Genomic DNA, 14,110 nt, shown 5'->3' with positions numbered 1-14,110 from the left:
AGCCTGTGGATCAGGGCACATTGAACACCTCTATCTTGTGGTTGAAGGTGACCGACTCCCCCTTGCGCTCGAAGACAAAGCGCATGCCAAACTCCCCTTCGGCGTTAAACGCCGAGGTTTCCCGATAGAAGGTGCCAATACGAAGGGAGTCCGCCATCAACACGCCCTGTGCAGGTAAGGATGCTCCAATGGGGGCTGTGGCACGGGTCAGCGTGTTTCCTTCCACACAGTAGCGAACCTGCTGGTTGGCAAAGTAGACCCGGCTGCCTGGAGAGAGGCCAGTCAGACTCTCGGTGCTGGTATAGCGGATGGTTTGCGTTCCGGATACGGGCGTCAGCACATCGATAACCCTGGCTACGCAGCGGCCATAATCGCAGCCTGCCGTAAGCGAACCGACATTTTTGTCCGGCACGGGGAATACTATCAGCTGATCGTCTTTTTTAACGGCGGTGGCATCCACATCCAGCGGATTGGCAGCAGAAGCCGGGGTCGCCATCACCAGCTCCAGGGTGGCAGTGCTCCCCGACATGGCGCGGTTAAGCGCCAAATAGCGGCTGGAGGTGCTGATGGGCCAGAACCGCAAACAGGCACCGGTGTCGTCCCATGTCCCGCCAGTCGTCTCGATCCGCTCCGATCCCGGCACCGCATCGCGCAGTTCGCGGTTAAGCCGCTCCATGGCGAAGCGGGCATCGCTCATCAGCTGCTCACGGCTGCTGGCATCGCCATAAATCTGGGTACCGATACCGATAAACTGGCTGGTAAAGGTCGCCATTATCCCAAGCAGCAGGATAACCATCACCAGCTCGACCAGGGTAAAGCCACTGTTACCCCGAGGTTTACGGTAGGTTCGATTGGCCGCCAAGCGTGATCGGGTGCCGGAATTGGCTAATGGCGAGGATATTCTGGCAGACAGGCAACACCCGACAGTGGAGCGATCCATCAGTAGTTCCCCCGATAAAAGGAGAAGTCGAGCACGCTCTGATCCGGTAGCTTGATCTGCAGATCAATGCGCTTGCCCACAGAGCAGGGGGCGACACAACTCTTGAAGGTGCCGTCGCTGAAATCGGCTCCACTCACCGCAATTTTCACCTGATAGTTGCGATACTCCTCGCTGCTGACTCCCACCTCAGTTTGGGTCAGGGTGTTGGCATCCACCCAGCTACCTGCGGTATCGAAATCATCCACATCGTTATAGGCATAGGATGCGGGCTCGCCATCCGGACCATAACTGGTGGAGCAGGAAGAGATGGTCACCCCTGCCACCTGCTCGCCACAACGATAACGACCACCGTTATGATCCGAATGTTCATCAAACGACTTTTGCAAGATCTCGCCGGAGAGGCGCTGGGCCAGCTGGGCGGCGCGTACCTGCTGCACCGGGTCTACCGCCTGCGGCGCCTGATTGATAAGCAACCCCAAAATGCCGGTCAAAGCCACCGCCAGCAGCACTATGCCAACGATCAGCTCAATCAGGGTGAAACCACGCTTAAGGGATCTCATGGATATATCCCTCTGACTCAATCTGGATACGACCACTCTCGCGACCATCGGTGACTTGCAGCTCGCAGCCACCGGCGCAGCTACCGAGCGGGCGGCCCATTTGATCAAAGCGGATAACAAAAGGGGGCGTACCCTTGTTCGAGGAGAGGGTGAGCCCGTCAGACAGGGTCACCGGACGACCACGGGTGAGCTGATTAGCATTCCAGCTCGATATGGCCGCAGGATTGTCACATGGGGATTCTGTGCTGTGGCCAAATTGGCCAGATTCAACAAGTAGTGAGGTACAACGATTGGCCGGTTCGTGCATATTGACAGTCTGTACCAGCCGCAGCCGGGTCAGCAGTTCGTCACGTACGGTTTGAGTTTCAAAGCCGCCTTTGCCCAGCCATTTGGGCACGGCAAAGGCGGCCAGAATCCCGAGTAACAGGATCACCAGTACCAGTTCAATCAGGGTAAAGCCCTTAGTTGCAGGCATGGAGGTTCTCATTAGGGAAAAGAGAAAGCGAGGCCGAAGCCTCGCTCGAACATCAATCAATTACACGCAGTGTTGATAGAAATCGTTGGTCGATTGGTATTGCTGGTCAAAGTATTAGCGTAAGTAACGTCACACTTGTCATCTTGTGCACTTGCCGCACGGAAGGTGCCTTTGCTGCCAGATACTTCTGACCATCCATCCAAAGTTACGGTTTTGGCAACTTCATCTGTTACTGGATAGCCATAGTTAGTTTTCACAGTATCTGTAGTGCTGATTGCCACAGATACGGTTGCACCTGAAGCTGTATTCTCCAGGCCAGCAATAGCAGCCTTGCTATAGATCATTTGAGAACTGCTCTGCAGTGCAGCCTGCACGCCTTGAGCAGCAGAATAACGAGCATCATCCTGCAGATTCAGGAACTTGGGTGCAGCGGTGACCGCCAGAATACCCAGAATGATGATCACGATAACCAGTTCGATCAGGGTAAAACCCGCCTGTTTTTTCATTTCACTTTCCTCTGTTAATTAATATTTGTGGTCACCTGACCGGACGCCGGACGGTAACTGAAACTCATAAATGCATCAGTCTTGCCTTGCGGATCCTGATACTTGCCATCACTGCCCTTACTCAAACTATTGACCAAATAGTAACGGCAGACCGAATCCAGTCCATTACTGCTCACTGTGGCATAGTATTTCAGGTCATTGCCGCTACCGCGCACTTCATTGAAGCTGGCCGTAGCCTTGGGCGGGTTTTGCAGTAACCCCTCCCAAATATTGAGACAACGTTCGGCGGTCAGATTGGCCGGATCCACATCGGGATTACCGCTGGCAACGGTATCCATCGGATAGCCGGGCGACAGCTCGCCGTTACTGATCTGGGTATCGGTCGGAGTGGTCAGATAAAAGCGACTACCGTCATAGAGCACAGTGTTGAGGCTGTCCTGTTTGGCGCGACCTTCCGCCTCCCATTGCGCCCGCACCAGTGAAACGCCGGTAGCAAAACCGCCAGAGACCCCTTCCACGCTGGCCTTTTTCGCTTCGTCAGTCACATCGAGAAAGCGCGGCAGTGCAGTCACCGCCAGGATCCCCAGGATCACGATAACGATCACCAGCTCAATGAGGGAAAAGCCGGCAGACCGTCTTCTCATCCCGTTTTCCGGCATTGTTGGTGCCATTGGTTTCATTGTCATGCTCCCTCCGTAATGCCCCACATTATTTCATGCAGGCCCAAAAAAATCATGTAGTTGGGTCATATGATTAGTTTCATTCAAGGCTTTTTCATCACCCGCCCGTCAGAAAACTGATAAACCAGCCAATAACCATCCCACCCCATCTCGCAACCACTGCCATCGGGACGGGCCAGGACCTGCAGGGGAGGCATGCCCCCCTTCGTCTCACCCATCAGTGCCAGCCACAACTGACGGCAATTTTCCGAAGGGGATTGCAGCGGCACCAGCCCCAGGGGCCACCCTCGGGCATCAAACTGCCACCCCTTGCCGGCGACATGCAGTGTCTGCGGGCGCCGTTCATCGAGCCAGATCCCGTGCAAACGCTGCGCCCGCTCGGCAAATCGTTCCCCCAGCAAGGTGAGAGTGAGCTGCTGCGCCTCTTCCCGGTGGCCCTGATAGCTACGCACCAGGATCGCCACGATCACCATCAGCAGGATGATCACGGCGATCCGCCGATATCCGGTCAGCCAGCGATCATCCTGCTGCGTCTGTCTGCTCATCCAGCCCTCGACTCCACCGATTACTTGCCTCTTACGGCTCGCATCATGTCCCACCACTCAGGCGTGAAGATATCCAGTTCCAGCAAGATTACTTGCCGCGAACTGCGCGCATCATGTCCCACATCGGTGTGAAGATACCCAGCGCCAGGATCAACACCATTACCGCCACGATCCCGATCAGGATCGGCTCGATGCGGGCGGTGAGACTCTTGAGGTCATAATCCACCTCCCGCTCGTAATACTCGGCCGCTTCGTGCAGCAGGTCATCGACCTGACCTGTCTCCTCCCCCACGGCGATCATCTGCATCACCAGCGGGGTGAACAGGCCGCTGCTGCTGGCAGTGCGAAGCAGGCTCTCGCCCCGCTCGATACCGGTGCGCATATCCCGAACTCGCCCCGCCATATAGGCGTTATCCACCGCATCGGCCACCAGGGTCAGCGCGGTGTTCAGCGGCACCCCTGCCTTGAGCATCATGGAAAAACTGCGGGCAAAACGGGCCAGCAGGGAGCGCTCTATGATGGTGCCGACGATCGGCAACTTGAGCTGCCAGCGGTGCCAGGTCAGCTTGCCCTTGGTAGTGGCGACCCAGCGGCGCCAACCGAACACCATCCCAGCCAGAATGGCGAGCAGCAGCCACCAGTAGTTGACAAAAAAGTGCGAGGTGGCGAGCAGAATGCGGGTCGCCAGCGGCAACTCCACCCCGAATTTGGCGAACATGCCAGCAAACACCGGGATCACCATGATATTGAGGATCACCATGGCGATACCGATGGCGATCATCACGAAGCTGGGGTAGCGCATCGCGGTCTTGATCCGCTTGCGGGTCTCCAGCTCAAGCTCGAAATAGTTGGCGAGCTGCAAAAAGGACTCTTCCAGCTGACCTGTGTTCTCACCCACATGGATGATGGCAACAAACAGGCTGCTGAATACCTTGGGGTGCGCCTGCATCGAGCTGGAGAGCGGACGACCGTTGCCGAGATCTTCCCCCAGCGAGTGCAGCGCCCGTTTGAGCGGCTTGCTGTGAGTGCTCTCCTCCAACCCGGCAATGGCACGCAAGATAGGGATCCCGGCCCGGGTCAGGGCATACATCTGGCGGCTGAAGATCACCAGCTCATCCAGCTTGACGCCCCCTTCCAGCAACAGTGACCAGTCGATGGCAGCGGATTTGGCCTTGCCCGGTTTGAGCTCGGTGGGCATCACGCCACGGCGCATCAGCTGCTCGGCGGCCGCCATCTCGTTGGCCGCTTCTACCACGCCACTGGTGGCGTTGCCCTGGCTGTCACGCCCCTTATAGGCAAAGTTAGCCATCGCTTACCCCAAATCCTCTGCCAGTCGCAGCACCTCGTCCACCGAGGTGATCCCCTGACGGGCATAATCGAGGGCTGTGAGGGCCAGCGGCCGATAGTGTTCGTGTTGACGGGCCGCCTTGGCGAACCCTTCCGCATCGTTGCGGCGCAGGGCATCCATCATCGGCTGATCCAGCTCCAGCAGCTCGTAGACCCCGATCCGGCCGGAATAACCGGTAAAGTTGCAGCTCTGGCAACCCCGGCCCTTGTGATAGGTGTATTGGCCAAGCGCCTCGCCGGAGAGTACGGTGAGCCAGGTGGCCTGCCCTTCGTCGGGCGCCTTCTCCTCAACGCAGTGCTCACATACCCGCCGAACCAGCCGCTGGGCGACCACAGCCCGCAGGGCGCTCGCCACCAGATAGCCGGGCGCCCCCATGTCGATAAGGCGCAAGGCACTGGTCACCGCATCGTTGGTGTGCAGGGTGGTCAGCACCAGGTGACCTGTGATTGCGCCACGCAGACCGATCTCTACCGTCTCGTTGTCCCGCATCTCCCCCACCAGCAGGATGTCCGGATCCTGACGCAGGGTGGAGCGCAGCACGTTGGAGAAGGTGAGGCCGATCTTGGGGTTGACCTGCACCTGATTGACACGGGAGAGACGATACTCCACCGGGTCTTCTACCGTGATGATCTTGTTGCTGGACTGGTTGAGCTCGGAGAGCGCGCCATAGAGGGTGGTGGTCTTGCCGCTACCGGTGGGGCCGGTCACCAGGATCATGCCGTGTGGCCGTTTGAGCTGGCGACGGAAACGGGTCAGGATCTCAGGCGGCATCCCGGTCTCGGTCAGCGACAGGATGCCGGAGGATTGATCCAGCAGACGCATCACCACAGACTCGCCATACTGCACCGGCATGGTGGACATCCGCACATCCACATCGCGACCGCGCACCTTCATGTTGAAACGGCCATCCTGCGGCAAGCGCTTCTCGGAGATATCGAGCCCCGCCACCAGCTTGAGGCGTAGCACCAGCGCCTGGGCGATGCGCACCTCGTTGAGGATGTTCTCGTGGAGGATACCGTCGATCCGCTGGCGAATGCGCAGCACCTTCTCGTCCGGCTCGATGTGGATATCCGACGCCCCCACCTGAACCGCATCCTCGAACAGGGAGCGCAGCAGCTTGGCCACCGTCGCCTCCCCCTCGTCGTTGGCCCCTAGGTTACTGGAGCCCAGCTCAAAGCCGGAGTCCTGATACTCCTCCTGCAACTGTTCGGCGAAACTCTCAATCTCGCGGGTACGGCGATAGAGGCGGTCGAAATACTCCAGCAGCTGCCCTTCCCGCGCCACCGCCAGCACCATGATGCGCGGGCTGAGCAGGGCGGCGATGGCATCCAGTGCGCTCAGATCCGCCGGATCCGACATGGCCACCGTCACCTTGTCGTCGGTGAGGTTGACCGCCAGTGCCCGATAGCGACGCGCCTGCACTTCGGGCAGCAGCGGCACCGCGGCGGCGTCGATGGTGAGGTTGTTGAGATCGAAGAAGGGCACATCCAGCTGGCGGGCGAGAAACTGCAACAGCTGCACCTCGCTGATAAAGCCGAGGTCGATGAGGGTGGTGCCCAGCTTGCGGCCGGTCTGACGCTGCTGCTGCAGGGCAAGCTGCAGCTGATCATCAGAGATGATCTGCTCTTGTACCAGCAGGTCGCCGAGGCGCATTTTCAGTCTGGGTTGTGCCATGTTTGCTCCGATCTCTGTTACTTCACACCCGTTGCCGCATCCGATTAGGCTTTGCTAATCGAACCTGCTGTTTATCAAGGGGTTAGTTGGCCAATTCGTTGTTCCAGCCAGTTGGTCGATGCCTCGCCGAGGTTGCCGTGCAGCAGGGCGTTGCGATAGGCATCGAGCGCCCGCTGGCTGTGACCCTGACCATCCTCGGCCACGCCGAGGCCAAGCCACCAGCGGCCCTGATCCGGCTGCTGACGCAGCAGTTTCACATAGAGCGCCGCCGCATCGGCATTCTGGCCCAGCTCCTGAGTCAGCCCGGCCCAGGTCGCGTAGTAGTCCATGTTGCTGGCGAGATCCGGCTGATAACCGGACAACCAGCCAAGCGCCTGCTGCTGCTGCCCCTCGCTGATGGCAAGACGGGCCAGCAGCAGACGAAAATCAGCCTGCTGGGGATCGAGCCGGATCCCCTCCTCCAGCAGCTGGCGTGCCTCGGTCAGGCGACCCTCGCCGTAGAGCAAACCCGCCAGTTGCTCGCGCGCCCCCTGGTTATAGGGGTCGTGGGCCAGCACCTGATAGTAGTTGTCCTGGGCATCCCGCAGGCTCCCCTTGGCCATGGCGGTGGTCGCCTTGCGCTCCGCCAGTGCCGCCAGCTCCTTGGCCGACAGCTCCACCGTCTCGATCTTCAATACGCTCGGTTTGCGCGGTGCGCTGGCGACTGCCTGCTGCTCTGCAGCCAGTTCGGCGTAAAGCTCGGGCTGCAGCTCTTCATCGCTAGGGGTCCGCTCATCGACCTCGCTGGAGGCATCAAAGGGCGCACCGTCGGCCATGCCATCCGAGTCACTCTCGCCTGCCTCATCATTCACCTCATCCTGGCTTGGCAACGGCAGCGCGGCCGCCACCTCGACCGGCTCGGGCTGGCTGACCGGCGCGGCGGCCCTTGTCACCACATCGGGAGTCACCGCATCAGGGGCGACCACTTCGCTGGACGCCGTGACGATATAGGTCTGCTGCCAGTAGATCCAGGTTCGCCAACCGAGGCTCCCCAGTGCCAGCCCGCAGATCAGGGTCAGCAGCAACATCCACCATCCCTGCTGGCGCACAGGGGCAATATAGACGGCAGCACCTTCGGATCCTTGCTGGCGCCGGTCCAGATCTTTCAGCATCTGGTTGATAACGCTCATGGCCAGACTCCATAAGCCAGGGCGCACCCCAGCAACAGTAACAGGGGCCACCAGCGCCGTGGCGCAAAGCGGCTCGCATCGTCGGTATCGCGAATGGCAAGCCGGACCAGACGACTGTCGATCTGACGCACACCCTGACCATAGGCCAGCATCAGACACTTCTGCGCCAGAATATTGATAAGTCTCGGGATCCCTCGCGATGCACGCCACAACAGGCGCATGGCGCGACCAGCAAACAGCGGTGCCCCACGGTAACCGGAGACCTGCAATCTGTGCTCCAGATAGGCGCGGGTCTCGTCAAAACGCAGCGGCCGCAGGCAGTAGGAGAAGCCAATCCGCTGGCGCAGTTGGCGCAGATGCGGCTTGGCCAGTCTGGCATCCAGCTCCGGCTGGCCGAACAGCACGATCTGCAGCAGCTTGCTCGATTCGGTCTCGAGATTGCCGAACAGGCGGATCGCCTCCAGCGTCTCGTCCGGCAGCGCTTGCGCCTCGTCGATCAGCACCACCACCCGACTGCCCTGCTGGTGCAGGCTGATCAGGTGACGATGGATACGATCGGTCAGATCCAGTTCGCTCTGATCCCGTACCGCCAACCCCAGCTCCAGCGCCAGCGCGATGCGCAGCTCGGCCGGAGTAAGGTGGGGATTAGGCAACCAGGCAAGCCGCACCGGGCGCGCTTCCGAACCCAGCTCGCTGAGCAACTTGCGGCAGAGCAGAGTTTTGCCGGTACCCACCTCGCCGGTCACCTTGATAAAGCCCTCCCCCTGCGCCAGCGCCCAGTTGAGCACCTGCAGCGCCTCTTCGTGAGGCGGCAGGCCGTAGTAGAAGCCGGTATTGGGAGTGAGGCTGAACGGTGCCTCCTGCAGGCCGAAGTGGGTCAGGTACATGAGACCTCACCTGCCACGGCGAGCAAGCAGCCTGTGCTGGCAAGGCAGCACAGGCCGTTCGGGATAAGGGTGACCGCATCTGGTGTCATGGGTCAGCCCTTGGCCGGATACCACTTGTCGAGCAGCTCGGAGGATCGTTGCAGCTCATTTTGCCAGGTATCTTTCTCCACCACGGTCGGTTTGAGCATGATCACCAGCTCCACCTTCTTGGTGCTCTCGCGGCGGTTGGTAAAGGCTTCGCCCACCCAGGGAATATCCCCCAGCAGCGGCACCTTGCTGACGATCTCCTGCTTGTCGGTCTTCATCAGACCGCCGATAACGATGATGTCACCGTTATTGGCCTGCACCACGGTATCGGATTCGCGGATCGAGCTCTTGGCGAGCGGCAGTTGCAACTTGCCACCCGAGGTACCCATGTCGATCACCTTGTTTTGCTCTTCGGTATCGATAACCGAAGGATGGATATGCAGCAGCACCTTGCCCTCTTCATCGATCTGCGGCGTTACGTCCAGTGCGATACCGGAGAAGAAGGGGGTCAGCTCCACGTTAGGTGTCTTGTCTGTGCCCGTCGAGGTAGTGGTAATGGTGGTGGACGCATTGGTGACGTAATACTCGTCCGTCCCCACCTTGATCACCGCTTTCTGGTTGTTGGTTGCGGTGACACGGGGACTGGAGAGGGTATTCACATCGCCCTGGGTCTTGAGCAGGTTGACCGCCACATTGAAGTTGCCATCAGAGATCTTGAAACCGGCGCCGCCGCCCAGCGCACTGAAGATCTGGTTGGGGGTGCTGGGCAGCTGAGTATTGGCAAGCGACTGGCCACCGGTAATCCCCTTGTTGCCATCCCAACTGGCGGAGAGACCGCTCCAGTCGACCCCCTGTTCATACCCTTCGTTGAGGGCAACTTCGATGATCCGCGCCTCCAGCACCACCTGCCGCTTGAGGTGACTCTCGGACTGGGTCAGGAATTCACGCACCGCCTTGAGCTCTTTCGGGTAGGCGCGAATGGTGACCAGACCTGCCTGCGGGCTGGTGATCACGGCGCGACCGTCACCCGTGCCAATCAGGGTCTGCAGGGAGTCGCGCAGATCGGTCCAGTAGTCGCTGTTGGTGTCGGTTTCGATACGGGTGCCGTTGTTGTTGTCACCGCTCGAGTTGTTGCTGGTTGAGCTGTTGCTGCCGCTGTTGTTGTTCGATGCATTGTCAAAACTGCTGTCGCTGCTGTTATTGCTGTCATTGGCCGTCACCCCGCCGGTGCTGACCGAGGTGCGGGAGAGGCCACGACGGGACATCATCAGGTAGTTGACCGGGATGGTTTCGGTACGCAGACCCGCCGGATAGATATGGAAGACATTGCCCTTGCGCTGCACGTCGAAGCCGTACATGTCACCCACCACCGCCAGCACTTCCGGCAGAGTCACATCCTTGAGCTCGACGGAGACCAGCCCGGCCACCCCGGGGTGAACCGCCACGCTGTAGCGGGAGCCCTTGAACAGGGAACCGAAAAACTCCACCGCTTCCACGTCGTGAGCCGCGATACGCAGCCGCTTCTCCGGCATGCCGACCGGCATCTGCGGCCGGTTCAGCTGCAGCAATTCACTTTGCACCGATTTGGGCAACGCGGTCAGAGGGGCAGCCTGTTTCTGCTGTTCGTTCATGGCCTGCTTGAGAGCATCCTTGGCCTGGGTCGGCTCGGGGTGCTGATACGTGGTACAGCCTGCAGCCATCATGGCCACGGAGATCAGACAGAGACGGTGTTTTTTCATGTAATTAGGGCACCCTGACTTGCAATTAAACTCGATAAAGCCGATTCACCTCTCGAGAGGCAAGCACGACTCAAACCCGGATCTTGCTGGCAAACAGTGTTACCGCATGGCGTTTTCCCGCCTTTTCCAGCACCACGGCATCGGCATTGATGGCCACCAGCGTATAGCCGTCCACCTGTTGTCCGACCCGATAACTCTTGCCATTGAGTACCGCCAGTGCCGGGCCATTGCCCAGCACGACACTCTGCAGCTTCGGCAAACCGGCACTGCTCTCGCCAGTTGCACGGGCGCCAACCGCCACATCCGCCAGTGGCGCGGTGGGATCCTGCAATACTTCGACCTGCTCCGCCTGTACCAGCAAGCTGAACAGGCAACAGCACAACGCAAACACTCTAGCCACGGATAAACTCCTTGCTGGTACTCAGGGTGTAGATCTCCATCTCCACCACCGCGCCGGGATAGGCTTTGACCTGATAGTCGAACTGCTTCCAGTAGAAGTGACGCGGCAAGGCTTCCAGCGCTTTAAGATATTGATACACATCGAAATAGCCGCCTTCAAGCTGAAGCCGGATACCATGCTTGTAGAGATTGACCTTCTGCTCTCCCGCCATCAGCGGGGTCGGCTCCAGCGAACTGAGGGCCAGCATGTGAAGGTTGGCAGAGCGGGAGAGCAGCGCCTCCAGCACCAGCGGCATCTCGTGCGCCGGGATCAGATCGACGGTCTGGGCCTTCAGCTCATCGTCGATCCGGGCCAGATCCGCCTCGACCTGCGCCAGCTGGTCGCGAACTCCCTGATTGGGATCCCGCTTGAGCCGTGCCTGTTTGCCGAGGTTTTCCAGCTCCATGATCTCGAGGTCGCGCTCGGCGGCGCTCAGGGCCATGCGTTCCTGCTGCAGGCGAGTATCAGCGCCATCGAGCCAGCCGTAGAGTCCGGCCGCGCCCAGCAACACCAAACCAGTCAGCAGGATCAACACCCGCTCCCGCTGGCTCAACACGGCGATACGCTGGCCCCATGCCTGCCATTGTGCTTTCAGGTTCATCAGGGTTTCTCCCGCGCAATGCCGCTCAACTGGAAGGTCAGGCGACCCTCCTTGTCACGGCCGAGGGTCAGTTCACCAAACTCCTTGCCTACCAGACTCGGGGTCTGCTTGAAGCGGTTGACCCAGGCCGGTACATCCTGACTGCGTCCGGCAAAGCCGGAGAGGTTGATCCGCCCTTCGTTGATCTCGATGCGCTGCAACGAGAGGTTGCTGTTGCGAATGCGGGAGAGATCCGCCATCACGCTGGCATAGCCCTGGGATTTTTGCAGGGTCAGGCTGCCCAATTGGCGCATCAGCCCCTGCTTGGCCGTCAGCTCATCCTGCTTGTTGACCAGTTGCTGTTGCAGCCGGGGATCTGCCTGATGGCGCGCCAGCTCGGCATCGAGCCGCTGCGCCTCGCTGCGCTTGAGTTGCAGCTCGGCAGAGCGCTGCGCCAGCGCCCGGCTGACCTGCTGCTGTTGCCAGCTGTAACCGACACCCGTCAACAGGATCAGCAACAGCGCAAAGCCCCATACCAGCGCCATCTGATTGAGGCTGGCCCACTGCCGCTTGGGTCGAAACTCGGCGCCATAGAGGTTTATCTGACGTTTCATCACGCATCCTCCCCGATGGCGGCTGCGTAAGCCGAGAGGTATTCGACGCCGGCCAGCACCGCTTTATTGGCCATGGCGGAAACAGCGAAACCAAAGGTCTGCTCCATGTGGCGCACCAGGGTACCGATAAAGGGCGAGGCGACGGCAAACTGCATCTGTCCCAGCTCGGGCAATTTCAGCTGGCCCGCCAGATAGTCGAGGGAGCGCTGGATCTCCAGCGCCAGTGAATCGAGCAGCATACTGTCCGGCTCATGTTCGCCAGTCAGGCTGGTGAAACCGCGCAGCTGGCGGGAGAAGCAGAGCCCGCCCTGATGGAAGACCAGCAGTTGCAGATCCTGCCCCTTGGGCTGCCACAGCAGCATGCGCACCGTCTCGTCAGCGTCATAGAGAGAGGTCAGCGCCAATTCGTCGCTGATGATGGATTGCAGGGTGGCGATGCCATTGATGGCATCGGCCAGCTGTTGCACCCGGCTCTTGGGCAAGCAGATCACATTGATGCGCGGACGACCGGCAGGTGGGGTGGGCAAATCGACATAATCCATCGCCAGTTGCAGCACGGGTTCGCTGACATAATCCTTGATGGCCCAGGGGAGCGCCCCCGCCATCTCGGCGTCAGGCACGGCAGGCTTGTCGATCTGGATCTGTTGATAAAGGCTGGCGGCGAGGGCCACCCGCACCGTAGACTTGGCCAGCCCATGACGGCTGAACAGCTCGTTCATGGCCACTGCCCACTCCTGTGGGCCGTTGATGGTGCGCGTCGCGAAGACGGGGGGATTGCCCACCGCAGCCAGCATGATCCTGTCATTGGCCAGCAAGAGCCCGACCTGGCGGCTTGGCGTCGACCGTCTGAACAGTTGTTTCATGTAAGCCCGCCCATCAATAGTGATTAAATGTATGAAATATTAACATAAACAGCAGATTAGCCTCCAGATTAAAAGACGGACTCACCATTGCAAGCCAGCCTTTCCGCCGAGTCAGAGGGTCAAGCCATCCTCCCTTCCCCCTTGCAACGCCTCCACCATCCGTTGCTGACCCGCTATGGTGTCGAGCTGTGGTGCAAGCGTGATGATCTGATCCATTCAGCAATCTCCGGCAACAAGTGGCGCAAGCTCAAATACCACCTGCGGCATGCCAAAGAACACGGCAAACGGCATCTGCTCTCGTTTGGCGGCGCCTACTCCAATCATATCCACGCGCTGGCGGCAGCGGGGTCCCAATCTGGTCTTCGTACTACCGGTATCATACGGGGCGAATATGACGCCGTCAGTAACTCTACCCTGCGGGATGCCCGGCACTGGGGCATGGATCTCGTTTTTGTCGACCGCCAGAGTTACCGGCGACGGCAGGATCCCGACTGGCTGGCCCAATTCGATGCACCCGATACCCTGATCGTGCCGGAAGGGGGTAGCAGCCCGCTGGCCATCCCCGGGGTGGCGGAACTGGTCGGCGAAGTGCCCTTCTCGCCGGATCTCTGGGTACTACCCTGCGCCAGCGGCGGCACTCTGGCGGGCCTGATCGCAGGGAAACAGGATCGGGAGCAGATCCTCGCCATTGCGGTACTGAAAGGAGGTGGCTTTATCGCTGACGAGGTGTGTCGCCTCCATCCCGCGGCTGCCAATATCCCCGGCTGGCGCATCGCGCTCGATCACCACGATGGTGGCTACGCCAAATTCAGCCCGACCCTCTGGCAGTGGGTGCAGGATTTCAGCGCCACGACCGATCTGCCCCTTGAACCTATCTACAGCGGCAAGGCGATGTGGGGGCTGTTTCGCGAGCTGGCGGCGGGCCGCATCGCCCCCGGCAGCAGAATCGTCTTTATCCACACCGGCGGCATGCAGGGGCTCGCCGGACTGCGGGAGCAGGGGCGACTGTGAGCCCTGCCTTATGGCAACCGCAAAAAGCATCGCAAACAACAGAGGGTCGCCCC

The 14,110-nt window shown here is 60.0% G+C and carries 16 protein-coding genes; 1 reads left to right on the top strand and 15 read right to left on the bottom strand.

Going from position 1 to position 14,110, the window contains the following annotated elements:
- Positions 1 to 10: 10 nt before the first annotated feature.
- The 15 genes from AB5Y83_RS07160 to AB5Y83_RS07090 form a co-directional block, all read right to left on the bottom strand.
- Positions 11 to 940, bottom strand: coding sequence for a PilW family protein (locus tag AB5Y83_RS07160; RefSeq protein WP_368174915.1), 930 nt, complete (start codon positions 938 to 940; stop codon positions 11 to 13).
- On the bottom strand, positions 940 to 1,500 hold the full coding sequence (locus tag AB5Y83_RS07155; RefSeq protein WP_047434684.1) for a prepilin-type N-terminal cleavage/methylation domain-containing protein: 561 nt from the start codon (positions 1,498 to 1,500) through the stop codon (positions 940 to 942). The genes AB5Y83_RS07160 and AB5Y83_RS07155 overlap by 1 nt, the downstream gene beginning before the upstream one ends.
- Positions 1,487 to 1,975: a prepilin-type N-terminal cleavage/methylation domain-containing protein gene (locus AB5Y83_RS07150; protein ID WP_201943981.1), complete on the bottom strand. Its 489-nt coding sequence runs from the start codon at positions 1,973 to 1,975 to the stop codon at positions 1,487 to 1,489. Before AB5Y83_RS07150 ends, AB5Y83_RS07155 begins: the two co-directional genes overlap by 14 nt.
- Positions 1,976 to 2,031: 56 nt before the next feature.
- Positions 2,032 to 2,481 carry a prepilin-type N-terminal cleavage/methylation domain-containing protein gene (locus tag AB5Y83_RS07145; protein ID WP_021231582.1) on the bottom strand — a complete coding sequence of 150 codons (450 nt, stop codon included), beginning with the start codon at positions 2,479 to 2,481 and terminating at the stop codon, positions 2,032 to 2,034.
- 14 nt (positions 2,482 to 2,495) lie between these two features.
- Positions 2,496 to 3,167, bottom strand: a complete 672-nt coding sequence (locus AB5Y83_RS07140) for a prepilin-type N-terminal cleavage/methylation domain-containing protein (RefSeq protein WP_005348617.1) — start codon at positions 3,165 to 3,167, stop codon at positions 2,496 to 2,498.
- Between the two features lie 77 nt (positions 3,168 to 3,244).
- Positions 3,245 to 3,706, bottom strand: coding sequence for a hypothetical protein (locus AB5Y83_RS07135; RefSeq protein WP_103251123.1), 462 nt, complete (start codon positions 3,704 to 3,706; stop codon positions 3,245 to 3,247).
- Positions 3,707 to 3,794: 88 nt separating this feature from the next.
- Entirely contained in the window at positions 3,795 to 5,015 is a 1,221-nt protein-coding gene (locus tag AB5Y83_RS07130; RefSeq protein ID WP_103251124.1) for a type II secretion system F family protein, read from the bottom strand.
- A gap of 3 nt (positions 5,016 to 5,018) precedes the next feature.
- Positions 5,019 to 6,728, bottom strand: coding sequence for an MSHA fimbrial ATPase MshE (mshE, locus tag AB5Y83_RS07125; protein WP_139438632.1), 1,710 nt, complete (start codon positions 6,726 to 6,728; stop codon positions 5,019 to 5,021).
- 74 nt (positions 6,729 to 6,802) lie between these two features.
- Entirely contained in the window at positions 6,803 to 7,897 is a 1,095-nt protein-coding gene (locus AB5Y83_RS07120) for a tetratricopeptide repeat protein (protein WP_368174914.1), read from the bottom strand.
- Complete coding sequence (gene mshM / locus AB5Y83_RS07115) at positions 7,894 to 8,784, bottom strand: MSHA fimbrial biogenesis protein MshM (protein WP_120416286.1); 891 nt, start codon at positions 8,782 to 8,784, stop codon at positions 7,894 to 7,896. Before mshM ends, AB5Y83_RS07120 begins: the two co-directional genes overlap by 4 nt.
- A gap of 92 nt (positions 8,785 to 8,876) precedes the next feature.
- Positions 8,877 to 10,550, bottom strand: a complete 1,674-nt coding sequence (gene mshL, locus AB5Y83_RS07110; RefSeq protein ID WP_120416287.1) for a pilus (MSHA type) biogenesis protein MshL — start codon at positions 10,548 to 10,550, stop codon at positions 8,877 to 8,879.
- Positions 10,551 to 10,620: 70 nt separating this feature from the next.
- A complete protein-coding gene (locus AB5Y83_RS07105) occupies positions 10,621 to 10,950 on the bottom strand; it encodes an MSHA biogenesis protein MshK (protein WP_005342886.1) in 330 nt (109 codons plus the stop codon).
- Positions 10,943 to 11,590 (bottom strand): MSHA biogenesis protein MshJ, encoded by a 648-nt coding sequence (locus AB5Y83_RS07100; RefSeq protein WP_368174913.1) that lies wholly within the window; start codon positions 11,588 to 11,590, stop codon positions 10,943 to 10,945. Before AB5Y83_RS07100 ends, AB5Y83_RS07105 begins: the two co-directional genes overlap by 8 nt.
- The gene (locus AB5Y83_RS07095; protein WP_120416289.1) at positions 11,590 to 12,183 is read right to left on the bottom strand and encodes a PilN domain-containing protein; all 594 of its coding nucleotides are present in this window, start codon (positions 12,181 to 12,183) and stop codon (positions 11,590 to 11,592) included. Before AB5Y83_RS07095 ends, AB5Y83_RS07100 begins: the two co-directional genes overlap by 1 nt.
- Entirely contained in the window at positions 12,183 to 13,046 is an 864-nt protein-coding gene (locus AB5Y83_RS07090) for a hypothetical protein (RefSeq protein WP_005340015.1), read from the bottom strand. Before AB5Y83_RS07090 ends, AB5Y83_RS07095 begins: the two co-directional genes overlap by 1 nt.
- An 87-nt stretch (positions 13,047 to 13,133) precedes the next feature.
- On the opposite strand from AB5Y83_RS07090, the gene AB5Y83_RS07085 reads away from it, so the two are divergent.
- Positions 13,134 to 14,057, top strand: a complete 924-nt coding sequence (locus tag AB5Y83_RS07085; RefSeq protein WP_368174912.1) for a 1-aminocyclopropane-1-carboxylate deaminase/D-cysteine desulfhydrase — start codon at positions 13,134 to 13,136, stop codon at positions 14,055 to 14,057.
- The last annotated feature ends 53 nt before the right edge of the window (positions 14,058 to 14,110 follow it).

Origin of the sequence: Aeromonas sp. R5-4 (genome assembly GCF_040908215.1) — a bacterium.
Classification (GTDB): Bacteria; Pseudomonadota; Gammaproteobacteria; order Enterobacterales; family Aeromonadaceae; genus Aeromonas; species Aeromonas veronii.
This window is presented reverse-complemented; position numbering and strand designations above follow the sequence as displayed.

Coding starts and splice junctions, on each gene's coding strand:
- AB5Y83_RS07160 (WP_368174915.1), bottom strand. CDS start 940: ATGGATCGCTCCACTGTCGGGTGTTGCCTGTCTGCCAGAATATCCTCG.
- AB5Y83_RS07155 (WP_047434684.1), bottom strand. CDS start 1,500: ATGAGATCCCTTAAGCGTGGTTTCACCCTGATTGAGCTGATCGTTGGC.
- AB5Y83_RS07150 (WP_201943981.1), bottom strand. CDS start 1,975: ATGCCTGCAACTAAGGGCTTTACCCTGATTGAACTGGTACTGGTGATC.
- AB5Y83_RS07145 (WP_021231582.1), bottom strand. CDS start 2,481: ATGAAAAAACAGGCGGGTTTTACCCTGATCGAACTGGTTATCGTGATC.
- AB5Y83_RS07140 (WP_005348617.1), bottom strand. CDS start 3,167: ATGACAATGAAACCAATGGCACCAACAATGCCGGAAAACGGGATGAGA.
- AB5Y83_RS07135 (WP_103251123.1), bottom strand. CDS start 3,706: ATGAGCAGACAGACGCAGCAGGATGATCGCTGGCTGACCGGATATCGG.
- AB5Y83_RS07130 (WP_103251124.1), bottom strand. CDS start 5,015: ATGGCTAACTTTGCCTATAAGGGGCGTGACAGCCAGGGCAACGCCACC.
- mshE (WP_139438632.1), bottom strand. CDS start 6,728: ATGGCACAACCCAGACTGAAAATGCGCCTCGGCGACCTGCTGGTACAA.
- AB5Y83_RS07120 (WP_368174914.1), bottom strand. CDS start 7,897: ATGAGCGTTATCAACCAGATGCTGAAAGATCTGGACCGGCGCCAGCAA.
- mshM (WP_120416286.1), bottom strand. CDS start 8,784: ATGTACCTGACCCACTTCGGCCTGCAGGAGGCACCGTTCAGCCTCACT.
- mshL (WP_120416287.1), bottom strand. CDS start 10,550: ATGAAAAAACACCGTCTCTGTCTGATCTCCGTGGCCATGATGGCTGCA.
- AB5Y83_RS07100 (WP_368174913.1), bottom strand. CDS start 11,590: ATGAACCTGAAAGCACAATGGCAGGCATGGGGCCAGCGTATCGCCGTG.
- AB5Y83_RS07095 (WP_120416289.1), bottom strand. CDS start 12,183: ATGAAACGTCAGATAAACCTCTATGGCGCCGAGTTTCGACCCAAGCGG.
- AB5Y83_RS07090 (WP_005340015.1), bottom strand. CDS start 13,046: ATGAAACAACTGTTCAGACGGTCGACGCCAAGCCGCCAGGTCGGGCTC.